This window comes from Caulobacter sp. ALps2 (assembly GCF_058681635.1).
Map to the genome: position 1 here is coordinate 3,758,570 of NZ_CM178743.1, position 23,238 is coordinate 3,781,807.

The following is a 23,238-nucleotide window of genomic DNA, read 5'->3' on the forward strand; positions in this document are numbered from 1 at the left end:
CTTTCGAGGGTGCGAAGCCCGTCTTCTTGGTCCCGACTCTGCATCGGGCGATCCGGGTTATCTGACTCGACGTTAGCGCTATCTGTTGGACAAGTTCAAGCGATTTTGCCGATGTGAGCGTGAACATCGCAACTTGTTCAGTTCATCGTCAAAACCTGTCATACAGGTTTTGGGTGTTAGGACGTGAAAACGCACCGTGACGCTTCCTAAGGGCGCCGAATGGCTTGATGGTGGGCGGCTGTCGACGTGGAGACCGATGGATGAGCGAGGGCCGCCTGGCCGACCGGGCCTATACGGGGATCGTCGAGATGATCAACGGCGACGGCCTGGAGGTCGGCGACCGCCTGCCGTCGGAATCGCGCCTGGCCGAGATGTTCGGCATGTCGCGCACCATCGTGCGCGAAGCCCTGGTCCGACTAGCCGCGGACAGCATCACCGAGGCCCGCCGCGGGGCCGGCTCGTATGTGAAGAACCGTCCGTCCGACAAGCTGGGCGCCTATATGCCGCTGTCGGAGCTGCCCTCGACCATGGGCAGCTACGAGGTGCGTTTCGTGCTCGAGGCCGAGGCGGCGCGGCTGGCGGCGGTCCGGCGCTCGGCCGAGGAGATGAGCAGCATCGAGGATGCGTTGACCCGACTTCGCCAGGCGCTGATGTCCAACGCGCCGGCCCATGTCGAGGATATGGAGCTGCACCGCCAGATCGTCCTGGCGACCGCCAATCCGGCCTTCCTCGTCGCCTTCGAGGCGCTGGAGGCCGATGTCGACAAGATCATGCGGGCGGGTGTCGACATCTCACGCTCGCGGCCACCGGAAGCGATCGCCGAGATGATGCGCGAGCACGAGATGATCGTCGAAGCGATCAGGGCCCAGGACGGCGACCAGGCCGCTTTGGCCATGCGCTGGCATCTGTCACGCGGTCGGAAACGCCTGATGCCTTGACGCGGGCGTCGACGGCGCGGGCTCCGCCAGCCAGGCCTGAGCGATGTCGCACAGCCGCTCGGGCCGTTCGGCGGCGTCCAGGGTGAGGACCGCCTCGTCGGCATCGGGGCGCTCTAGAGTGGCCAACTGGCTGTCCAACAGGCTGGCGGGCATGTAGTGGCTCGCGCGCTGGGTCAGCCGGCGCAGCAGCTCTTCGTAACTGGCGTCCAGCAGCACGAAGCGGGTAGGGACCGGAATAGCCTCGCGCAGCCGCTCGCGATAGCGGCGACGCAGAGCGGAGCAGGCCGCCACGACCTGACCGTCGGAGGCCAGGGCCTCGCCCATGGCAGCGCCGATCCGGTCCAGCCAAGGCCAGCGGTCATTGTCGTCCAGCGGCAAGCCGGCGCTCATCTTGGCGATGGCGTTGCTGTCGTGAAATGCGTCGCCTTCCAGGAACGGGCAGTCCAGTTTCCGGGCCAGCAGGGCGCCCACCGTCGACTTGCCACTTCCGCTCACACCCATGGCGATGACGGCGAGGCCGGCGGGTCGTACGAGGCTGGATGGCTGCGGCAATCGGCGTCCCTGGACTGACGCGTCGAGGAGCCGGCACGTCAAGGCTGGACCTGGGTTCTAACGACGCCTCGGCGGGACGTAACTACGACCATGGTCGAGGATGGTGACGGCGGGCGGCGGCTTTATCACTAACCGAAGGTAGATTTGGGGAGTGGCATGAGAGCGCTTGTGTTGTCGTTGTTGCTGGCGGCTTCGAGTCCCGTCATGGCGGCCGCCGCCGCTTCCAGTTCGGCCCTGCCGGTGACGCCGGACGACCCCCGCGCCATTACGATCAAGGGCGCGGGCGACGGCAAGGCCGACGACACCGACGCGATCCAGAAGGCCATTGACACCGCGCGCGACAACACTGGCCATGGGCTCGTCTTTTTGCCTTCGGGCCGCTATCGCCTGACCCGGACCATCCTGATCCCGCCTGGCGTGCGCGTCTTCGGCGTCGGCAAGACTCGCCCCAGCCTCGTGCTCGGGCCCAACACGCCCGGCTTCCAGGAAGGCGTGGGCACGATGGTCTCGTTCACGGGCGGCGACCAGTATCAGGTCGGCGACATCCCCGTGCCGGTGCCCAGCGTCCGGCCGGCGACCGCCAAGGTGCGCGACGCCAATTCCGGCACCTTCTATTCGTCGATGGCCAATATCGACATCGAGATCGGCGACGGCAATCCGGCCGCCGCGGGCGTGCGTTTCCGCATGGCCCAGCACGCCTTCCTGCGCCACATGAACTTCCGTCTGGGCTCGGGCTTCGCCGGCGTCTACCAGGCCGGCAACATCATGGAGGACGTCCACTTCCACGGCGGCCGCTACGGCATCGTCACCGAGAAGACCTCGCCAGCCTGGCAGTTCACCCTGGTGGACTCGACCTTCGACGGCCAGCGCGACGCGGCGATCCGCGAGCACGAGGTCGACCTGACCCTGGTCAACGTCTCGATCAAGAACACCCCGGTCGGGATCGAGATCGACAAGGGCTATAGCGACAGCCTTTGGGGCAAGAACGTCCGCTTCGAGAATGTCTCCAAGGCGGGCGTCGTCATCTCGGCCGAGGACAACGTCTTCACCCAGGTCGGCTTCGACAACGCCGTGGCCACCAACACGCCGGTGTTCGCCCGCTTCCGCGATAGCGGCAAGACCGTGGACGGCAAGGGCAAGTCTTATCGCGTGGGCTCGTTCACCTACGGCCTAACCCTGCCGGGCCTGGGCCAGATGGGTGAATACAAGACGCTTTCCGACATCACACCGCTGAAAGCCTTGCCGGCCGCCACGACGCAGGCGCTGCGGTCGCTGCCGCCGATGGCTGAATGGACCAACGTCAAGACTCTGGGCGTCAAGGGGGACAGCTCCAGCGACGACACCGCCGCCCTGCAGAAGGCGATCGACAGCCATCGCGTGCTCTACCTGCCGATCGGCTTCTACATGGTCAGCGACACGCTGAAGCTGAAGCCCGACACCGTGCTGATCGGCCTGCATCCGGCCCTGACCCAACTGGTCATCCCGGACGGCAATCCAGGCCATGTCGGCGTCGGCGCGGTGAAGCCGATCCTGGAGACCCCGCGCGGCGGCGACAACATCGTCTCGGGCATCGGTCTCTTCACCGGCCGCATCAACCCACGCGCCTCGGCCCTGCTGTGGCGGTCGGGCGAGAGGTCCTTGGTCACCGACGTCAAGATCATGGGCGGCGGCGGTACGCCCACCGCCGACGGCAAACCGCTGGGCGCGGCCCAGGCCCGCAGCGGCGATCCCGTGGCCGACGGGCGTTGGGACGCGCAATATCCCAGCATCTGGGTGACGGACGGCGGTGGCGGCACCTTCGCCAACGTCTGGAGCCCCAACACCTTCGCCTCGGCCGGCTTTTACATCAGCGACACCAAGACGCCGGGCCACATCTACGAGGTCTCGGTCGAGCACCACGTGCGCAACGAGTTCGTGCTCGACAACGTGGAGAACTGGGAATTCCTGGCGCCCCAGACCGAGCAGGAGGTCGGCGACGGCCCCGATGCGGTCTCCCTGGAGGTGCGCAACTCCAAGAACATCCTGTTCGCCAATTATCACGGCTATCGGGTCACGCGGTCATACCATCCGGCCGAGACGGCGGTGAAGCTGTTCAATTCGACCGACATCCGCTTCCGTAACGTCCACATCAACGCCGAGAGCGGCGTGGCCCTGTGCGACAAGATCGGGTGCGGCACCTACCTGCGGGCCAGCAAGTATCCGTTCGAGAACGCCATCCAGGACAAGACCTCCAAGCTGGAGGTGCGCGAGCGCGAGTTCGCGGTGCTGGACGTCAAGGGCGACCAGCCCGCGCCGGCCCCGGTCGACCCGAGGGTCAGGAAGCTAGAGACCGGCTTCTGGTCGATCTCGGGCGCGACGGTGGGCGCCGACGGGACGTTGTACTTCGTCGAGAAGCGCTTCCAGAGGATCTACCGCTGGACGGCGGCCAAGGGCCTGGAGATCGTCCGCGACAGTTCTCTGGACCCGACCAACCTGGCGGTCGACCGCTCGGGCAACCTGCTGGTGGTGTCGTCGCTGGGCCCGCAAGGCGCGGTCTATTCGATCGACCCGAACGGTCCCAAGGACGTCATGACCATGATCGCCCCGACGGCCGCGGCCGTGCGCGCCGGGGCCAAGACCCTGCTGCCGGTCAACTGGTGGAACAACGGCGAGTTCAGGGACCAGTACGATCCGGCCAAGGGCGAGTTCACAACCCTCGCCGAGATGTTCGCCCGCGACGTCGGCATGCCCAAGGCGCAGGAATACGTCTCGCCTGACGGCAGCGTGTCGCTGCCCGCCTTCAGGGTTTGGCAGCAAGGGCCGCCGGACCACGTCGGCTGGCGCTGGGCCGACAGCCTGCAGGCCAACGGCCTGATCGGCGGCGCGGTCGGCGAGCGGGTGTTCGTCACCAACGGTTCCGAGAACAAGACCTATAGCGGCAAGGTCGGTCCCGGCGGGACGCTGACCGACCTGAAGGTCTTCGCCAATCGCGGCGGCGAGAGCGTCGCGGTCGATGGGCGGGGGCGGGTGTTCGTCGCCAATGGCCAGATCTTCCAGTACGGCGCCGACGGTCAACTGGCCGGTCGCATCGACGTGCCCGAGCGTCCGCTGCAACTGATCTTCGGCGGGGAGGGGGGGAAAACGCTTTTCGTCCTGACCCACCGTTCGCTCTACGCTGTCACGCCATAACGGTCGGGTTGGGGAGTCGGGTATGAAGCGTTGGCTGGTCGCCGCGAGCGTGGCGTCTATCGCGTTGGCCTGTGCGGCGGAAACGCCGGCCTGGGCTTCGATCTCGGTCTTCGCGACGGCGCCAGACGATCCCGCCGCCATCGTGGTGAAGGCCAAGGGTGATGGCCGCGCCGACGACACCGCCGCGCTTCAGGCGGCGATCGACGCGGCGGCGCTAAAGCCCGGCGGCGGTCTCGTGTTCTTGCCGTCGGGACGCTACCGGATCAGCAAGACGCTCTTTCTGTGGCCGGGCGTGCGGTTGTTTGGTGTCGGGACGACTCGGCCCGAGATCGTGCTGGGCGAGGCGACGCCGGGTTTCCAGAAGGGCCTGGCCAACATGCTGATCTTCGCCGGGGCCAAGCCCGACCCGGCGCGGGCCTTCAAGCCGGCCTTCCCGCCGCCGGGCAGCGTGCCGTTCAACAAGGACATCGCCGACGCCAATCCCGGCACCTTCTACAGCGCCATCAGCAATGTCGACTTCACGATCGGCAACGGCAATCCGGCCGCGACGGCGATCCGCTTCCACGCCGCCCAGCACGCCGTGCTCAGCCACATGACCTTCGACATCGGTTCGGGCCTGGCGGGTCTGTACCACGTCGCCAACGAGGCCGAGGACCTGCACTTCAAGGGCGGTCGCTACGGCATTCTGGCCGAGAAGCCGTCGGCGGCCTGGGGCTTCGTGCTGTTGGACTCCACCTTCGAGGGTCAGCGCGACGCGGCTATCCGCGAGCACGAGGCGGGGCTTACCCTAGTCAATGTGACCATGCGCGACACACCGGTGGGCATCGAGATCGACCGCGGCTATGGCGACTGGCTGTGGGGCAGGGACGTCCGCTTCGAGAACGTCTCCAAGGCCGGGGTCGTGATCTCCAACGAACGCAACGTCTACACCCAAGTGGGCTTCGAGAACGCTTCGGCCACCAACACCCCGATGTTCGCCCGCTTCCGCGACAGCGGTAAGGCCACGCTGGGCAAGGGCCGCGACTATCGCGTCGCGGCCTTCAATCACGGCCTGACCGTGCCCGGCCTGGGCCAGATGGGCGAGTACAGGACGACCTTCGACGCCGAGCCTGTCTCCGCCGCGCCCAAACCGACGCAGCCCGCGATCCGCGCTCTGCCACCGACGGCCGAGTGGACCAACGTCCGCACGCTGGGCGCCAAGGGCGACAACACGACCGACGACACCGCCGCCATCCAGAAGGCGATCGACACCCATCGCGTGGTCTATTTCCCGACCGGCTTTTATCGCGTCACCGACACATTGAAGCTGAAGTCCGACACCGTGCTGATCGGCCTGCACCCCAGCCTGACCCAGATCGTGCTGCCTCACGCCACGCCGGCCTTCCAAAGCGTCGGCGCCCCCAAGGCGCTGGTGCGGTCGGCGGACGGCGGCGACAACATCGTCTTTGGCTTGGGGCTCTACACCGACGGCGCCAATCCACGCGCCACGGCTTTGCTCTGGACAGCCGGCGCGACCTCGATGGTCAACGACGTCAAGTTCCAGGGCGGCCACGGCACCAACCTCTACGACGGCACGCGGTTCAGCCCGTACAACAACAACGCCACGGCCGACGCCGATGCGGCCAAGCGCTGGGGCGGTCAGTATCCCAGCCTGTGGGTGACCAACGGCGGGGGCGGGACGTTCTCCAACATCTGGAGCCCCAACACCTACGCCTATTCGGGCGTCTACATCTCCGACACCAAGACGCCCGGCCATGTCTATCAGGCCTCGGTCGAGCATCACCTGCGCACCGAGATCAGCCTGAACCGCGTCGCCAACTGGGAGTTCCTGGCCCCGCAGACCGAGGAGGAAGCCGGCGAGGGCGAAGACACCGTCTCGCTGGAGATCCGCGACTCCAGCAACATCCTGCTGGCCAACTATCACGGCTATCGCGTCACCCGTACGCGCCGCCCGGCGCCGGCGGCGGTGCGGATCTACAACTCGCACGACATCCGCTTCCGCAACGTGGCGGTTAACGGCGAGAGCGGTTTTGGCGCCTGCGACGACAACGGCTGCGGCACCTTCACGCGCCTGACAAAGTATCCGTACGAGAACGCCATCCAGGACATCACCAGCGGCCTGGAGGTGCGCGAGCGCCAGTTCGCGGTGCTGGACATCGGCGCGACGACCAAGCCGGTCACGCCATCGGTGTTCCCGATCGGCGCGAAGGTCGAGAAGCTGGGCGACGGCTTCTATTCGCTGGGCGGCGGGGTCGTAGACACGGCGGGGACGCTGTACTTCACCGATCGCCGCAACCAGCGGATCTACAGCTGGTCGGACGATCGCAAGCTGTCGATCGCGCGCGACAACACCCTGGACCCGGTCAACTTGGCCATAGACGCCTCGGGCAATCTCCTGGTGCTGTCGTCGGACGGCCGCGCTGGCTCGGTCTACAGTTTCAAGCCCGGCAGTCCCGACGCCGAGGTTACGGTCATCGCGCCGACGCCGTCCACCGATCATCCCGGCACGGCGACGGTGCTGCCGGTCAACTGGTGGAACAACGGCGAATTCAAGGATCAGCTGAACCTCGACACCTTCCAGTTCACCACCCTGGCCGAGCTGTTCGCTCGCGACATGGCGCTGCCCAAGGCCAAGGAATATATCTCGCCCGACGGAAGCCTGGTCTTGCCCGCCTATCGAGTCTTCTCGAATGGCCCGCCCGACCATCGCGGTCTGCGCTTCTCGGATTCGCTGGATGCGTACGGCTTCACCACGGTAAAGCCCGGCCAGCGGGTGTTCGTCGCCAACAGTTCCGAGAATAAGACCTACAGCGGTCTGGTCGGACAAAAGGGCGCCATCACCCAGCTGAAGGTCTTCGCCGACCGGGGCGGGGAGAGCGTCGCGACGGATGCGGAAGGCCGGGTCTATGTCGCCAACGGCCAGGTGTTCGTCTACGCCCCTGATGGTCGTGAGTTGGGGCGCCTGGATATCCCCGAAAGGCCCTTGCAACTTCTGTTTGGCGGGGCCGATCGGCGCACTCTGTATGTGCTGACTCACCACGCGCTTTACGCGGTGCGGAACAAGTAGTCCCACAATAGGAGATCAGTCCCCAAAAGGCATACGACCATGGTCGTATAGTTAGCGGTCCCATCGTCTGACAAATTCCCAGCAGGCCAATCAGATGGTCCAATGAAAAACTGGGAGGGATGCAGGATGAGTGCTGTCGGTAGCACGCGAGGGGGATCGTCCTTTTTGAGCGCTCTGCTCGCGACGAGCGCATTCGCGACAATTTTCGCAGGGGGCGCGGCCTACGCGCAAGCCACCCCGGCTTCGGACGATAGCACCGTGACCGAGATCGTCGTCACGGGCACGCGGATCCGGTCAGAGGGCTTCACCGCCCCGACGCCGACCCAGATGCTGGGCCAGGCCGATCTGGAGCGCGCGGCTCAGCCCAACATCTTCACCGCCATCACCCAGCTGCCATCGCTGCAGGGTTCGAGCGGCGCGACCACGGGCACGTTCAGCACCTCGAGCGGCCAGCAGGGCCTCAGCTCGTTCTCGCTGCGCGGCCTGGGTACGATCCGCACCCTGACCCTCCTGGACGGCCAGCGCGTGGTGCCGGCCAATGTCACGGGCGTTCCCGACATCAGCCTGTTCCCGCAGTTGCTGGTCGAGCGCGTCGACGTGGTGACCGGCGGCGCCTCGGCGTCCTACGGCTCCGACGCCGTTGGCGGCGTGGTCAACTTCATCACCAACAAGAAGTTCGAGGGCTTCAAGGCCAACGTCCTGACGGGCGTCACGACCTATGGCGATAACCACCAGTGGCTGGCCCAGGTCGCGGCCGGCAAGAACTTCCTGAACGACCGTCTGCACGTGCAGGTCAGCGGCGAATATGACTGGGAGGAGGGCGTCCCGGCGGGCGGCTTCGGCGAGGACGCGCCGGGCAGCCGCGACTGGTACACGACCGCCACCCTGGTCAATCGCGGCGTCACCAACGACGGCTCTCCGCAATATCTCTATCGCGAGCATGCCCAAGCTTATCAATACACCAAGTACGGCCTGATCAGTAACGGCCCGCTGCAAGGCACCGCCTTCGACCAAGCCGGCAATCCATTCCAGTTCCAGTACGGCGGTGGCGGCGTCCCCGCCAAGAACGCCGCCGGCACGGTCAGCGGCTGCTACTCGAACGGCGGCTTCTGCGTCGGCGGCGACCTGTCGGGCAATGTCGGCATCGGCACCTCGCTGCAGTCCCGGATCAAGCGGATGGGAACCTACGGACGCATCGGCTACGACTTGGATGACAACAACGAGATCTACGCGACCCTGAACGTCGCCCGTGTGGAAAGCAGCAACCAGCCCAACCCGGGCGGCGCCACCACCAACCTGACGATGTCGTGCTCGAACCCGTTCCTGCCGGCCTCGATCGTGGCCGCCTGCGCGGCCAATGGCATCACGACGTTCAACTTCGGCACCAGCAACGCCCTGCTGCCGAGGAACATCTCGGTCCATCCGACCCGGACCCAGTATCGCGGCGTGATCGGCGCCAACGGCAAGTTCAACGCCCTGGGCAAGGACTGGCACTACGACGCCTATTACACCCACGGCCAGAACACGACGAACATCCACGTCAACGACATCCTGCTGATGCCGCGTTATCGCGCGGCCATCCAGGCCACCACGGTGGGCGGACAGATCGTCTGCGCCGACCCGGTCGCCCGCGCCAACGGCTGCGTGCCGTTCAACATCTTCGGCGGCAAGCCGCCCAGCGAAGCGGCCCTGGCCTACATCACGCCCAAGAACGGCCCGTACCAGCACTCGGTGCAGAAGCAGGACGTCGCCAGCATCAACTTCAGCGGCGAGCCCTTCTCGTCATGGGCTGGTCCGGTGTCGCTGGCGTTCGGCGGCGAGTGGCGCAAGGAGCAGTACTACGTCAAAGGCGACCCCTACGGCGACGGCAATACGGACTCGCCCAACACGGCCGACTATCCGGCCGATCCGGTCCTCGTCGCGTCGGGCTCCAACTGGTTCGCGGGCAACTACCACTCCGGCCGTGGCAGCTACTCGGTGAAGGAAGCCTATGCCGAAGTGAACATCCCGTTGGTGAACTCGGATGCGGCGGGCCGGGCCAACCTCAACATGGCTGGCCGCTGGACCGACTACAGCACCTCGGGCACCGTCTATACCTGGAAGGTCGGGGCCACCTGGGACACGCCGATCGACGGCATCCGCCTGCGGGCCGTCACCTCGCGTGACGTCCGCGCGCCCAACCTGTCGGAACTGTTCGCCGCGCCGGTGACGACCACGCTGCCGAACTTCACCGTCCCCTCGAACGGCACGCCGCCAGCTGGCCAGCCCTCCGGCGGCGCGGTGACGGCGTTTCAGAACGTGGTGGGGAACCCGAACCTGAAGCCGGAAATCGCCAAGAACGTCACTATCGGCGCGGTGCTTTCGAACCCGCAATGGCTGCCGGGCTTCAGCGTTTCGGTCGACTGGTACAATATCGTCCTCAACGGCGGTATCTCCAGCCTGGGCGCTCAGCAGATCGTCAACTTCTGCTATAGCGGCCTCACCCAGTTCTGCGGCGCTTTCAATCTCAATCCGCCGAACGCCTTCATCAACTCTCAGACGTTCAACCTGGCTTCGATCAAGACCAGCGGCTTCGACATCGAGAGCAGCTATCGGTTCGAACTGCCCAGCGTGCCCGGCCGCTTCACGGTCCGTGGCCTAGCCACCAACACCCACAAGTTCGTCACCAACCCGGGCATTCCTGGCGCGGTCGCCGTCGACTCGGCCGGCCAGAACTCCGGCGCCACGCCCGACTGGAAGTTCCTGGCTATCCAGTCCTGGGACACCGACCGCTTCGCCTTCAGCGTTCAGGAGCGCTGGTTCAGCGATGGCAGGTTCGGCGGCACGACCACCGACTACATCGAGTGCAAGGTTGGCAGCTGCCCCGTCTCGACCGGCAGCAATCCGACCATCGATTACAACCACATGAGCGGCGCGACCTATGTCGACATCAGCGCCTCTTACAAGTTCGGCAATGGCCTGCAGCTCTATGGCAAGGTCGACAACCTGCTGAACCGCGATCCGACGCCGTCGCCCCAGACCAATACGGGCCTGGACGCCAACCCGGCGCTCTATGACCTGCTGGGCCGGTTCTACCACCTCGGTCTCCGTTACAGCTTCTAAGTCCCGGGCCGCCCGCCTTCCACCTCCCCCTGGGCGGCCTCGCCCGGGCCCACGGCATCACCGCCAGTGGCCCGGGCGTCTTTCTTTGCGCTATGGCTCGGTCCCGCGCGGGAGACTCAATTCGACATGACAGCGCCCACGACCAGAAAGCCCCGTCGCGCTCGGGGCGCCACCATGGCCGACGTCGCCGACCGGGCAGGGGTCTCGCGCATGACGGTGTCGCGGGTCATCAACGAGGGCGCCAAGGTTCGGGAAGAGACACGGCTGGCGGTGCTGGCCGCGATCCGCGAGCTGAGCTTCGAGCCCAACCTGGCGGCCCGCAACCTCGTCATGTCCGGCGAGCTGCGGATCGGGGTGGTCTATTCAAATCCCAGCTCGGCTTTCATGAGTGACTTTCTCGTAGGGGTGTTCGAGGAGGCCACCAGCGCGGGCGCCCGCCTGATCCTGGTGCGTGGCGAAAACGGCCAGACCCCGACGCTGGAGGAACTTCAGAGACTGGTCGCCGCCGGTGTGCACGGCGTGGTCCTGGCTCCGCCGTTGGGCGAGTCGGCCTTGGCGCGCGACATCCTGCGCGCCGCCCATCTACCGGTCGCCGTGGTCGCCGCCGGTCTGCCGCCGACCGACGCGATCAATGTGCGCATCGACGACCGCCAGGCCAGCCAGGCCATGGCCCAGCACCTGCTGGATCTCGGCCACAGACGGATCGGCTTCATCGCCGGCAATCCGGACCAGACCGCCAGCGCCGTGCGTTTGGAAGGCGCGCGCGCGGCCATCGCCAAGGTGGAGGAGGCTGAACTCATCGTGGCCTCGGGCGCCTTCACCTACGACTCGGGCCTTCGCGCCGCCGAGCAACTGCTCGACGCAGAACGGCCGCCGACCGCGATCTTCGCCAGCAACGACGACATGGCGGCCGCGGCCGTGTCGGTTGCGCACCGTCGGCATCTGGACGTGCCGCGCGACCTGACCGTGGTCGGGTTCGATGACACGACCGTGGCCACCACGCTATGGCCCCCGCTGACAACCATCCGCCAACCGGTCAGGCAAATGGCCGCGATCGCCCTGGATCGGCTGATCCGCGCTCTGAGATCGACGGATGAGACTGGCGAGATCTTCGCCGATCACGTTCTGGATCATGCGCTGATCGCGCGGGACTCCACGGCTCCGCCGCGCGACTTCAGCGGCGCGCCTGTTTCTGGTCCTCGTGGATGTCCAGCAGAGCCTTCATAAGCTCGTCGTCCTCGCTGGACATCACGCCCAGCACCTCGGCCTCGTCACAGCCCTCGGCGGCCAGATAGGCGTGGCCCATGCTGGAGTCGATATAGATTGACTGGCCTTCCTCCAGCACCACCGGATCATAGAATTCGGTGGTGACGACGATCCTGCCTTTCAGGACGAAGATGTATTCCTCGCCCGCGTGGCTGACGAGATCGCCGAATTGCTCGGCGCTCTTGGCGCGGATCTTGGTGATCACCGGGATCATACGTTTCCCGCGCAGTTCGGTGTGCAGGTAGTAGTAGTCGTAATTCGGGGTCTCGACGCGCACGGCGCGGTCGACGTCGCCCAGGCTGCGCCGGGCGGTGACCGCCTGGGGCGGGCTTGAATCTTCTTCCGCGAACAGCTCCGACATCCGCATGCCCAGCCGCTGCGAGAGCTGCTGCAGCTTGTCGTAGGTCAGGGTCAGGCGGTCGTGCTCGACCTTGGAAAGTGTCGAGACGGGGATGCCGCTCTTCTCGCTCATCTGCTTGAGCGTCCAGCCCTCACGATCTCTCAGTCCACGCAGCAGGGTTCCTAGCGTGTGGGCATTGGCAGGCACGCGCCGCGACTCCTCATGGCAGTTGACGAATTTTCCAATCAGGATAGCAATTGTCCTGATCAGGATTGTTGTCTCCCAATCTATCGGCTGAGCCGAGCGGGAGCAATCCTGCCGTCAGGCGAGGGGAGCCGAGAGAATGCGGTCGATCAGAAGAGTAGCGGTCGTTGTGGCCGCGGTGCTGGCGGGGCTAGGCTCCGCTCAGGCTCAGACGCGGCAGGAGACGGCGACGCCGCCGGTCGCCAAGGCCACGGCGTCGTTGCCAGCGGCCCCGGCGATTCCATCGGCGACGCCAGTGCTCACCAAGGCGGATGTCGACCTCTGGCTGGACGGCTACATGCCCTACGCCCTGCGTGTGGGCGACATTCCCGGGGCGGTCGTTACCGTGGTCAAGGACGGCCAGATCCTGACGACGCGCGGCTTCGGCTATGCGGATCGCGACAAGCGTATGCTTGTCGATCCGAACAAGACCCTGTTCCGTCCGGGTTCGATTTCGAAGCTGTTCACCTGGACGGCCGTGATGCAGCAGGTCGAGGTCGGCAAGATCGACCTCGACGCCGACGTCAACAAGTACCTCGACTTCAAGATCCCGGCCTACAAGGGCAAGCCGATCACCACACGTCAGCTGATGACGCACACGGCCGGCTTCGAGGAAGTGGCCAAGGCGCTGATCTTCTACGACCAGCCCGAGCCGGTCCTGGGCGACTATCTCAAGAAGCACCTGCCGCACCGCATCTTCGACGCGGGCACGACGCCGGCCTATTCGAACTATGGCACGGCCCTGGCGGCGTACATCGTCGAGCGCGTGTCGGGCGAGAAGTTCAACGACTATCTCGACCGCCACGTCATGGGCCCGCTGAAGATGGCCAACACCACGTTCCGGCAACCGCTGCCCGCGAACCTGGATGGCACGGACTCCGTCGGCTATTCCAAGCCCGGCAAGCCCTCGAAGGGTTTCGAGATCGTCGGTCCGGCCCCGGCCGGCTCGGCCTCGTCGACGGGCGCGGACATGGGCCGCTTCATGATCGCCCACCTGCAGGGCGGCGAGCTGGACGGCGCACGCATCCTGTCGGCGGCGACCGCCAAGACCATGCACGACAGCCCACTGGACAAGGTCGACCCCAAGTCGCTGATTAAGCCGCTGGACCGCATGGAGCTGGGTTTCTTCGAGACCTCGATCAACGGCAAGACCGTGATCGGCCACCTGGGCGACACCGAGGGGTTCCACTCGTCGCTGCACCTCTACATGAACGATGGCGTGGGCCTGTATCTGTCGCTGAACAGCGGCGGCCGTCAGGGCGCGGCGGGAACGCTGCGCACGGCCATCTTCCGCGACTTCTCGGACCGCTACCTGCCCTATGGCGGCGCGGCGGACGGCAAGGTCGACGCCAAGACCTCGGCCGAACACGCCAAGGCCATGGCCGGTGGCTGGTGGGCCAGCCGTCGGGCCGACAGCAGCTTCCTGTCGCTGTTCTACGCGATGGGCCAGGCCAAGATCGTGGCCGGTCCCAAGGGCGAGCTGATCGTCCCCAGCGTGCTGGGTCCCAACGGCCGCCCGAAGGAGTGGGTCGAGATCGCCCCTTACGTCTGGCGTGAGGTCGGTGGTCACGATCGCCTGGCCGCCCAGGTCGTCGATGGCGAACCCGTCCGCTGGAGCTGGGACTTCGGTTCGCCGTTCATGGTCTTCGACCGCCCCCCGGCCGGCAAGGACATGGCGTGGGTGCTGCCGGCGCTGATGGCCAGCATCGGCATTCTGATCCTGACCTTCCTCTACTGGCCGGTCGTCGCCCTGGTGCGTCGCCGCTACAAGACCAAGGCCGACATTTCGGGCAAGGCCCTGACGGCCTCGCGCGCTTCCCGCGCCGGCGCTGGCCTGCTGGTGGCGCTGCTGGTCGGCTGGGCCGTGGGCATGTCCATGCTGACGTCCAGCGCCGCGGCCCTGGCCGGCGCGTTGGACTGGCTGATGCTGCTCCTGCAGGGGCTGGGCTGGGTGCTGCTGCCGCTGGCCATCGTCACCGCCGGCTGGAACGCGTGGCTGACCTGGACCGACGGCCGCGGGTGGGCGCGCAAGCTGTGGAGCGCGCTGCTTCTGCTGGCGACGCTGGTGCTGTTCTACATCGCCTTCACCTTCCACCTGCTGGCCATGTCGGTGAGCTACTGATGGCCCGGCTGACCCTGGACATCGCCAGCGAGACGCTGCGGCTGGCCCAGCCGTTCCGGATCGCCGGCCACGTCTTCGACACGTCCGACATCATCGTCGTGACCCTGTCTTACGGGCGCGGGAAGGGACGCGGCGAAGCGTCCGGGGTCTTCTTCCTGAAGGAGACGGTGGACAGCATGCGGGCCCAGATCGAGGCGGTCCGCGAGGCGATCGAGGCCTGGCCGACCCGCGAGGCGCTAAGGTTTATCCTGCCGCCTGGCGGAGCCCGCAACGCCGTCGACTGCGCCCTGTGGGAGCTGGAGGCGGCGCTGACGGGGCAACCCGTGTGGCGGCTGGCGGGGCTGGACGCCCCTCAGCCGCTGCGCACCACCTTTACGCTCGGCGCCGATACGCCGGAGGCGATGGCCAAGGGCGCGATCGACTATGGCCAGGCCCGGTCGATAAAGATCAAGCTGACCGGCGACTTGGGTCTCGACCAAGAGCGGGTGCGGGCCATTCGCGCCGCGCGACCGGACGCCTGGCTGGGCGTCGACGGCAACCAGGGCTTTGTCCGCGCGGACTTGGACGCCCTGGTCGAGACCCTGGTCGAGCAGCGGGTGTCGCTGCTGGAGCAGCCCCTGGCGCGGGGCCATGAGCACGAGCTGGAGGGCTTCGACAGCCCGATCCCGATCGCCGCCGACGAGAGCGCCGTCAGCCTGGCCGACGTGGCGGCGGCGGTGGGCCGCTTCCAGGTCATCAACATCAAGCTCGACAAGTGCGGCGGCCTGACCGAGGGCCTGCTGATGGCCGCCAAGGCGCGGCGGCTGGGTCTGGGCGTCATGGTTGGCACCATGGTCGGCACGAGTCTCGCTACCGGGCCAGGCTTCGTGCTGGGCCAGATCTGCGATCTCGTCGACCTGGACGGTCCGACCTTCCTGGCCAAGGATCGACCACCCGGCGCCGTCTACAAGGACGGCACGGTCTGGGCGGGTGAGGGCGTGTGGGGCGCTCCGGCCTCGGCGGCGGCCGCATGAGCGACAAGGCCCTCGAGCCGTCGCCGTGGTTCGGTCAGCCGCGCGGCCTGACCGTCCTGTTCCTGACGAACATGTGGGAGCAGTTCTCCTACTTCGGCATGCGCGCGCTGCTGGTCTACTACATGACCAAGCAGTTGCTGGTCGCCCAGGGGACGGCGTCCCTGATCTACGGGACCTATACGGCCTGCGCCTATTTCACGCCGATCGTGGGCGGGGTGATCGCCGACCGACTGCTGGGCAAGCGGCGGGCCATCATCATCGGCGCCAGCGTCATGGCCGCCGGCCATTTCATGATGGGCTTCGAGAACCTGCTCTATGTCGCCCTGGCCACGATCGCCCTGGGCAATGGCCTGTTCCTGCCGACCCTGCCCAGCCAGATCAACGACCTCTATGCCGAGGGCGACCCCCGGCGCGGCTGGGCCTACAACGTCTATTATCTGGGCATCAATATCGGCGGCTTTCTCGCGCCACTGCTGTGCGGGACGCTGGGCGAGGTGTTCGGCTGGCACGTCGGTTTCGCGGTGGCGGGCCTGGGCATGATGGCGGGGCTGCTGATCTATCTGTGGGGCCAGCGATATCTGCCGGCCGAGCAGGGCAGGGTCGCCGCCGCGCCCACAGCCGCGCGGGGCCGGATGGGCCTGCCGACCGTGCTGGTCCTGGCGGCCGTGGCCTTGTCGGTCACCGTGTTCCGCGGCGCCTATGAGCAGGCCGGCAACACCGTGGCCCTGTGGGCCGACGCGGGCGTCGATCGGGCGCTGGGTTCCTGGACCGTGCCGATGACCTGGTTCCAGTCACTGAACCCGCTGTTGGTCATGGCCATGACGCCGATGCTGCTGGCCGGCTGGAAGAAGCGGGCCGACACGGGGCGCGACACCTCGCCAGCCCAGCGCATGGCGACAGGGGCGCTGATCGTGGCCGGGGCCTATCTGATGCTGTGCGCGGTCGACGCCTTCAGCGGCGGCAAGGCGCACTGGCTGTGGTTGGTGGCGTTCTTCGGGGTCTACACTTTCGGCGAGTTGTTCATCCTGCCGACGGGGCTGGGCCTGTTCGCGCGCTTGGCGCCGCCCGGGTTCGGCGCGACCACCGTGGCGGCCTGGTACCTGACCATCTTCGCAGGCAGCCTCAGCGCCGGCCTGGTCGGGACGCTGTGGAGCCGGATGTCTCACACGGCCTATTTCGCGCTGCTCGCGGGACTGGCCGTGGTCGCCGCGATCCTCCTGCGTCTGATCGATCCTTGGGCGCGTCGCGTGGAAGCGGGCGGACCGTCCGCCTGACGCGCGATTGCCGTTGACAATTCTCTGATTGGGATAACAGTGTCCTAAATAGGATTAAATTTGCGTAATGGGATGAGGTCGAAACGGGAAACCCGAGCGACCTCGAGCACCGGCGGAAGAAGGGCCAAAGCGCCCTGGGGGCCGTCCGGCGCAGGCAACAACGAGGGGACTAGAATGAAGCTCAAGCGTACGACCCTGTTGATCTCCAGCGCCGTCGGCGCGCTGCTGATCCACTCCGGCGCCTTCGCGGCTGACGAAGGCCCCAGGCCGAGCATCTCGACCGTCGAGGAAATTGTCGTCACCGCGCAAAAACGCGAGCAGACGCTGATCGACATTCCGCAGGCGATCTCGGTGGTGTCGGGTGACGACCTGGAAACCCATCAAGCCACCAACTTCAGTGACTACCTGAAGCTGGTGCCGGGTCTGCAATTGGTCCAGAGCACCCCGGGGCAGGGCCGCCTGGTCATGCGCGGCGTCAACACCGGCGGCGTCGCCTCGACCGTGGCCGTCTACATGGACGAGACGCCGTTCGGCTCGAGCAGCGCGCTGGTGAACGGCGCGGTGCTGGCCGGCGATTTCGACACCTTCGATGTCGCCCGCATCGAGGTGCTGCGCGGCCCGCAGGGTACGCTGTACGGCGCCAGCTCGATGGGCGGCCTGCTGAAGTTCGTGACCAATACGCCCGACTTCGACGCCTACAGCGCCCGCGGCCGCGTCGCGGTAGAGGACACCAAGGGGGGCGCCCTGTCTTATCGCGGCACGGCCGTGGTCAACATCCCGCTCAGCCCCACCGTCGCGGTCCGCGCCTCGGGCTTCTACCGCAAGGACGGCGGCTTCATCGACTCGATCGGCACCTCCGGCTCGGACGTCGAGAAAGACATCAACGACGCCAAGGTCTATGGCGGCCGCGCCTCGCTGCTGTTCAAGCCGAACGACAAGTTCGATCTGCGCCTGACGACCGTGTTGCAGGACATCAAGGCCGACGCCCCGACCGTGGTCGAGAGCGATCCCAACACCCTGAAGACCCTACACGGTGGCCCGACCCTGTCGCAGTTCGTGCCAGCGTTCTCGGACGTCGACTACCGCGTCTATAACGGGGTGTTCAACTACGACCTGGGCTTCGCGACGCTGACTTCGTCCAGCAGCTACACCAAGCTGAACCAGACCAAGCGCGACGACGCCTCGTTCAATCTCAGCGGCCTGATCCAGAGCGTGTTCGGCGCGCCGAACGAACTTTATCTGGCACAGAACACCAACAACCGGAAATATACCCAGGAAGTCCGCCTGGCCTCGAACGAGGGCGCCAAGTTCGACTGGATGGTCGGCGGTTACTTCACCGACGAGAAGGGCTTGATCCACCAGGAGTATATCGCTGTCGCGCCGGGTACCCTGACCCAGCTGACCACGCTGCCGCTGCTAGCCGACCTGGATCTCAGCTCGCGCTACAAGGAATATGCCGGCTTCGCCAATGCGACCCTGCACTTCGGCGAGCGGATCGACGTCGATGTCGGCGGCCGCTACAGCCACAACAAGCAGACGGCCAGCCAAGCGGCCAAGGGCGTGCTCGCCGGCGGGACGCCGATCGCGAGCAATCTGACCTCCTCGGACAACGTCTTCACCTATTCGCTGGCCCCGAAGTTCAAGATCGATGACCACCGCTCGATCTACGCCCGTGTCGCCAAGGGTTATCGCCCTGGCGGCCCGAACGTGATCCCACCCAGCGCCCCGGCCGGCACGCCGTCCAGCTTCGCCCCAGACACTGTCACCAGCTACGAGGCCGGCTTCAAGGGCGAGAGCGCGGACCGCCGCTTCAGCCTGGACATCGCCGCCTTTCACATCGACTGGAAGGGCATCCAGCTGCTGACCGTGGTCAACAACTTCGGCATCAACGCCAACGGCGCCGACGCCAAAAGCGATGGCGTGGAGTTCAACGCCACCGCACGCCTGGCCAATGGCCTGACCCTGTCGGCCAACGGCGCCTATACGGACGCCAAGTTGTCAGGCGACACCAGCGCCCTGGTTGGCGGCAAGAAGGGCGATCGACTGCCGTTCACGCCCAAGCTCAGCCTGGGCTTCAACGGCGACTACAGCTGGTCGATCGGCGACAAGGAAGCCTATGTCGGCGCCTCGCTGCGGGTCATGGGCAAGCAGAGCGGTACGTTCGATGCGACCTATCGCACCGCCCATGGCGAGCAGCGCGAGGTCCCGTCCTACGAGGTGGTCGACCTGCGGGCGGGCGTCAGCTTCGGCACGGTTGATCTGGAAGCCTACGTCAAGAACGTGACCGACGCCGACGGCAAGGTCTCCAGCTCGGCGGTCACCTCCAGCGGCCTGCCGGTCTATCCAGGCGGGGCGATGGGCACGGGCGTGATCCGTCCCCGCACGATCGGCGTCAGCCTGACGGCCGGCTTCTGATCCCATGAGCGCTATCGCCAGAGTTCCGCGTGACGAGGCAACCGAGGAGGTCGGCGGCCTGCCGTCGCCCTACCTCCTGTTCCTCGGCGACACCGTCGAGCCCGGCTACGCCAAGACGGCGTTCGGGCTGCGCGACTGGGTCGGCGAACGCTGTGTCGGCGAGTTCGTCCTGCCCGGCGGCCGGGTCAGTACTGGTCTGCCGGCCCTGGCCCCCGCGCAAGCGGTGGCCGAGGGCGCGCGCGGCTTGGTGATTGGGGTCGCCAACGCCGGCGGGGTCATTCCGCCGGCCTGGGTAGCCGGCCTGGTCGAGGCGTTGGAAGCTGGGCTCGATATCATCTCGGGCATGCACGCCCGGCTGGGCGACATTCCCGAGCTGAAGGCCTCCGCCGAGCGGACCGGGCGCCGGCTGATCGACGTGCGCACGCCGCCGCCCGGTATCCCCGTCGGCTCGGGCAAGCCACGCTCGGGTCGCCGGATCCTGACCGTCGGCACCGACTGCGCCCTGGGCAAGAAGTACGCGGCCCTGGCCATCACGCGGGGGCTGAAGGGCCGGGGGCTGGACGTCGACTTCCGGGCCACCGGCCAGACCGGGATCATGATCGCGGGCTCCGGCATGCCGATCGACGCCGTGGTGTCCGACTTTATCGCCGGGGCCGCCGAAATGCTGAGCCCCGCCGCGCCGCTCAGCCATATCGACGTCATCGAGGGACAGGGCTCGCTGCTGCATCCGGCCTATGGCGCGGTGTCGCTGGGCCTGCTGCAAGGCAGCCAACCGGGCGTCTTCGTGGTCTGCCACGAGCCGGGGCGCACCGAGATCCTGGGCCATGCCAGCCATGCCCTGCCGTCGGTCGAGGCGGTGATCTCGGCGACCATCGCCCTGGGGCGGGTCACCAGTCCGGACATCCGCTGCGCCGGCGTCAGCCTTAACACCGGAAAGTTGTCGCCCGAGGCGGCCCAGGCCGAGATCGAGGCGGTCGCTCAGCGCCTGGGCCTGCCGGTCGCCGACCCGCTCCGGGGCGGGCCGGCATTCGAGCGCCTGCTCGACGCCTGCCTCGCATGAGCGGGCGGGCCTCAGGCTGGTTCAGCCGCTGGCTGCTGCCGGGCCTGGCTTTCAAGGCCGCCGTCATTGGCGGCGGCTATGCCACGGGCCGCGAGATCGCGGAGTTCTTCCTACCCGCCGGTCCGTGGGGCGGCCTGGCCGGCCTGACGCTGGCGACGCTGATCTGGAGCGGCATGTGTGTCCTGACCTTCCTGTTCGCGCGAGCGAACGGGGCGCGGGACTATCGGAGTTTCTTCCAGGCGCTGCTGGGACGCGGCTGGATCGCCTTCGAGCTGGCCTACGCCTTCTTCGTCGTGCTGGTGCTGGCCGTATTCGGCGCGGCGGCGGGCGAGATCGGCCATGCCGTGTTCGCCGCGCCTCGGTGGGCCGGGATGCTGGCCCTGCTGGCGGGGGTGACGGTCTTTGCGAGCTTCGGCAACAAGCTGGTCGAGCAGCTGTTCGCCTGGGTCTCGATCCTGCTCTACGGCGTCTATGGCCTCTTCCTGGTGCTGGCCTTGGGAACCTTCGGCCACGACATCGCCACCGCTTTCTCAGTCCCGGTCCAGATCGGCGCGGAGGCCTTCGTCGGCGGCGCCACCTATGCCGGCTACAACATCATCGGAGCAGTGATCATCCTGCCGGTGACCCGCCACCTGCTCAGCGATCGCGATGCGGTGAAGGCCGGCCTCATCGCTGGGCCGCTGGCCATGATTCCGGCCTTCGTCTTGTTCGTCTGCATGTGCGCCTATGCGCCCGAAGTGGGCGGGGCGGCCCTGCCGTCAGACGTGCTGCTGGCCAAGCTGAACCTGCCGGTCTTCCGCCTGCTGTTTCAGGTGATGGTCTTCGCGGCCTTGCTGGAGAGCGGCACGGGCGCGGTGCACGCCATCAACGAGCGCGTCGCAGGCGCCTTCAAGGCGCGGATGGGCCGCGCGTTCGGCGTACGTGCTCGCGCCCTTTGCACCCTGGCCCTGCTCGTCTTCTGCATGGGACTGGCCGAGCGGGTCGGGCTGGTCGCCCTGATCGGCGGTGGCTATCGCCTGCTGGCCTATGCCCTGATCGCGCTCTACGTCGCGCCGCTGGCGACCGTGAGCCTGCTTCGTCTCGTTCGCCGTCCCGCCTTCCAACCGGAGGTCTCATGATCAGCCTCGTCCTGGCCGCCGCGCTCGCTGCCGGCCCTGTCGTCCAGCCGCCCAAGAACTTCGACGCCCATGTCGAGGCGCTGCGCCAGAAGGTCGGTGCGCCGGGCCTGTCGATCGCCATCGTCGACGAAGGCCAGACCGTGCTGGCAAAGGGTTATGGCGTCCGCAAGTTAGGCAGCCCTGAGAAGGTCGACGCCGACACCCTGTTCATGACGGGCTCGACCGGCAAGGCGATGACCGTGGCGGCCCTGGCCACCCTGGTCGATGCTGGCAAGCTGTCCTGGGACGACAAGGTCACCGACCGCCTGCCGGGCTTCCAGATGTACGACCCGTGGGTGACGCGCGAGCTGACCGTGCGCGACCTGCTGGTCCACCGCAGCGGCCTGGGCCTGGGGCAGGGCGACCTGCTGTTCGTGCCGCGCAGCAACATCACCCGCGCGGAAGCGGTGCGCCGCCTGCGTTACCTCAAGCCCGCCACCAGCTTCCGCAGCGGCTACGCCTACGACAACATCCTCTACATGGTGGCCGGCCAGCTCATTGAAGCGGTAACGGGCCAGACCTGGGAGGACTATGTCCGCGAGCACGTCTTCGCCGCGGCCGGCATGACGAACTCGACCACCGACGGACGTCGTTTCCAGATCGCCAACCGCGCCCAGCCGCACGCCCGCATGAATGGCGGCCTGCGCGGCGCGGGCGACCAGGAGGTGCTGGACGAGCGCGACGAGCTGGCCACCAGCGCCGCGCCGGCTGGCGGCATGGCCGTTAGCGCCAACGACATGGCCAAGTGGCTGAAGCTGCAGCTGGCCCACGGCGCCTTGCCCGACGGCAAGCGCCTGTTCAGCGAGGCGCAAAGCAAGGCCATGTGGCAGCCGACGGTGATCCAGCCGCTGGACAAGGCCCCGCCCGGGATGGAGGTCACCAAGCCGACCTTCCAGGCCTATGCGCTCGGCTGGGAGATCCAGGACTATCGCGGGACCCAGATCGTCTGGCATGGCGGCGCGGTGTTCGGCTTCAAGACCGTGGTCGTGCTGATCCCGGACCGGAATGTCGGCTTCTCGATCGAGCTGAACAGCGAGGACGGCGAGCTGCCGCGCGGCCTGATGTACGAGCTGCTGGACCACTATCTGGGCCTCAAACCCGAGCCGTGGACCGAGCGCTACATCGCCTACAAGAAGCAGCTGGTCGGCGGGGCGCTGAAGGCGCTGGGCGGCGTCCAGGCCAAGCCGGCTAGCGTCGGACCTTCGCTGCCGAAGGCCAAGTACGCGGGAACCTACGTTGATCCTTGGTACGGCGACATCGCGGTCACCCAAGGCTCGGACGGCCTGCGGATCGACTTCAAGTCGACGCCCCGCATGGCCGGCAAGCTGGAGCACTGGCAGTACGACACCTTCGTCACCCGTTTCGACGATAAGACGCTCGAGCCCGCCTACGTCACCTTTGGCCTCGATGCCGACGGCGGTGTCGAGCGGGTGACCATGAAGGCGGTCTCGCCGATCGCCGATTTCAGCTGGGACTATCACGACCTGCTGTTCACGCCGAAACGCGGCGACTAGGCGGCGC

General features: G+C 66.9%; 14 protein-coding genes. 12 read left to right on the top strand and 2 right to left on the bottom strand.

What is annotated here, in order from left to right:
• Positions 1-260: 260 nt before the first annotated feature.
• Positions 261-938 (top strand): FadR/GntR family transcriptional regulator, encoded by a 678-nt coding sequence (locus tag ACW173_RS17915; protein WP_492081442.1) that lies wholly within the window; start codon positions 261-263, stop codon positions 936-938.
• Here the strand turns inward: ACW173_RS17915 and ACW173_RS17920 are convergent.
• Positions 909-1,490 (bottom strand): gluconokinase, encoded by a 582-nt coding sequence (locus ACW173_RS17920; RefSeq protein ID WP_492081443.1) that lies wholly within the window; start codon positions 1,488-1,490, stop codon positions 909-911. The genes ACW173_RS17915 and ACW173_RS17920 overlap by 30 nt on opposite strands.
• Before the next feature lie 156 nt (positions 1,491-1,646).
• On the opposite strand from ACW173_RS17920, the gene ACW173_RS17925 reads away from it, so the two are divergent.
• The 4 genes from ACW173_RS17925 to ACW173_RS17940 all read left to right on the top strand — a co-directional run bounded on the left by ACW173_RS17925 (position 1,647) and on the right by ACW173_RS17940 (position 12,054).
• Positions 1,647-4,658 carry a glycosyl hydrolase family 28-related protein gene (locus ACW173_RS17925; protein ID WP_492081444.1) on the top strand — a complete coding sequence of 1,004 codons (3,012 nt, stop codon included), beginning with the start codon at positions 1,647-1,649 and terminating at the stop codon, positions 4,656-4,658.
• Between the two features lie 22 nt (positions 4,659-4,680).
• Complete coding sequence (locus ACW173_RS17930) at positions 4,681-7,725, top strand: glycosyl hydrolase family 28-related protein (protein WP_492081445.1); 3,045 nt, start codon at positions 4,681-4,683, stop codon at positions 7,723-7,725.
• Positions 7,726-7,851: 126 nt separating this feature from the next.
• The gene (locus ACW173_RS17935; protein WP_492081446.1) at positions 7,852-10,827 is read left to right on the top strand and encodes a TonB-dependent receptor plug domain-containing protein; all 2,976 of its coding nucleotides are present in this window, start codon (positions 7,852-7,854) and stop codon (positions 10,825-10,827) included.
• 126 nt (positions 10,828-10,953) lie between these two features.
• Entirely contained in the window at positions 10,954-12,054 is a 1,101-nt protein-coding gene (locus ACW173_RS17940) for a LacI family DNA-binding transcriptional regulator (RefSeq protein ID WP_492081447.1), read from the top strand.
• On the opposite strand, the gene ACW173_RS17945 is transcribed toward ACW173_RS17940, so the two are convergent.
• Complete coding sequence (locus tag ACW173_RS17945; RefSeq protein ID WP_492081448.1) at positions 12,002-12,640, bottom strand: helix-turn-helix domain-containing protein; 639 nt, start codon at positions 12,638-12,640, stop codon at positions 12,002-12,004. The genes ACW173_RS17940 and ACW173_RS17945 overlap by 53 nt on opposite strands.
• Positions 12,641-12,776: 136 nt before the next feature.
• On the opposite strand from ACW173_RS17945, the gene ACW173_RS17950 reads away from it, so the two are divergent.
• The 7 genes from ACW173_RS17950 to ACW173_RS17980 all read left to right on the top strand — a co-directional run bounded on the left by ACW173_RS17950 (position 12,777) and on the right by ACW173_RS17980 (position 23,231).
• Positions 12,777-14,798 carry a serine hydrolase domain-containing protein gene (locus ACW173_RS17950; RefSeq protein ID WP_492081449.1) on the top strand — a complete coding sequence of 674 codons (2,022 nt, stop codon included), beginning with the start codon at positions 12,777-12,779 and terminating at the stop codon, positions 14,796-14,798.
• Positions 14,798-15,811 carry a dipeptide epimerase gene (locus ACW173_RS17955; protein WP_492081450.1) on the top strand — a complete coding sequence of 338 codons (1,014 nt, stop codon included), beginning with the start codon at positions 14,798-14,800 and terminating at the stop codon, positions 15,809-15,811. Before ACW173_RS17950 ends, ACW173_RS17955 begins: the two co-directional genes overlap by 1 nt.
• Complete coding sequence (locus ACW173_RS17960) at positions 15,808-17,085, top strand: peptide MFS transporter (RefSeq protein WP_492081451.1); 1,278 nt, start codon at positions 15,808-15,810, stop codon at positions 17,083-17,085. Before ACW173_RS17955 ends, ACW173_RS17960 begins: the two co-directional genes overlap by 4 nt.
• A 174-nt stretch (positions 17,086-17,259) precedes the next feature.
• Entirely contained in the window at positions 17,260-19,500 is a 2,241-nt protein-coding gene (locus tag ACW173_RS17965) for a TonB-dependent receptor (protein WP_492081452.1), read from the top strand.
• Between the two features lie 4 nt (positions 19,501-19,504).
• Complete coding sequence (locus ACW173_RS17970) at positions 19,505-20,560, top strand: N-acetyltransferase DgcN family protein (RefSeq protein WP_492081453.1); 1,056 nt, start codon at positions 19,505-19,507, stop codon at positions 20,558-20,560.
• On the top strand, positions 20,557-21,678 hold the full coding sequence (locus ACW173_RS17975; protein WP_492081454.1) for a YkvI family membrane protein: 1,122 nt from the start codon (positions 20,557-20,559) through the stop codon (positions 21,676-21,678). Before ACW173_RS17970 ends, ACW173_RS17975 begins: the two co-directional genes overlap by 4 nt.
• On the top strand, positions 21,675-23,231 hold the full coding sequence (locus ACW173_RS17980) for a serine hydrolase (protein WP_492081455.1): 1,557 nt from the start codon (positions 21,675-21,677) through the stop codon (positions 23,229-23,231). Before ACW173_RS17975 ends, ACW173_RS17980 begins: the two co-directional genes overlap by 4 nt.
• The last annotated feature ends 7 nt before the right edge of the window (positions 23,232-23,238 follow it).

Excerpts from the sequence above, each read along its gene's own strand:
- ACW173_RS17915 (WP_492081442.1), top strand. The coding sequence starts at position 261 with ATGAGCGAGGGCCGCCTGGCCGACCGGGCCTATACGGGGATCGTCGAG.
- ACW173_RS17925 (WP_492081444.1), top strand. The coding sequence starts at position 1,647 with ATGAGAGCGCTTGTGTTGTCGTTGTTGCTGGCGGCTTCGAGTCCCGTC.
- ACW173_RS17930 (WP_492081445.1), top strand. The coding sequence starts at position 4,681 with ATGAAGCGTTGGCTGGTCGCCGCGAGCGTGGCGTCTATCGCGTTGGCC.
- ACW173_RS17935 (WP_492081446.1), top strand. The coding sequence starts at position 7,852 with ATGAGTGCTGTCGGTAGCACGCGAGGGGGATCGTCCTTTTTGAGCGCT.
- ACW173_RS17940 (WP_492081447.1), top strand. The coding sequence starts at position 10,954 with ATGACAGCGCCCACGACCAGAAAGCCCCGTCGCGCTCGGGGCGCCACC.
- ACW173_RS17950 (WP_492081449.1), top strand. The coding sequence starts at position 12,777 with ATGCGGTCGATCAGAAGAGTAGCGGTCGTTGTGGCCGCGGTGCTGGCG.
- ACW173_RS17955 (WP_492081450.1), top strand. The coding sequence starts at position 14,798 with ATGGCCCGGCTGACCCTGGACATCGCCAGCGAGACGCTGCGGCTGGCC.
- ACW173_RS17960 (WP_492081451.1), top strand. The coding sequence starts at position 15,808 with ATGAGCGACAAGGCCCTCGAGCCGTCGCCGTGGTTCGGTCAGCCGCGC.
- ACW173_RS17965 (WP_492081452.1), top strand. The coding sequence starts at position 17,260 with ATGAAGCTCAAGCGTACGACCCTGTTGATCTCCAGCGCCGTCGGCGCG.
- ACW173_RS17970 (WP_492081453.1), top strand. The coding sequence starts at position 19,505 with ATGAGCGCTATCGCCAGAGTTCCGCGTGACGAGGCAACCGAGGAGGTC.
- ACW173_RS17975 (WP_492081454.1), top strand. The coding sequence starts at position 20,557 with ATGAGCGGGCGGGCCTCAGGCTGGTTCAGCCGCTGGCTGCTGCCGGGC.
- ACW173_RS17980 (WP_492081455.1), top strand. The coding sequence starts at position 21,675 with ATGATCAGCCTCGTCCTGGCCGCCGCGCTCGCTGCCGGCCCTGTCGTC.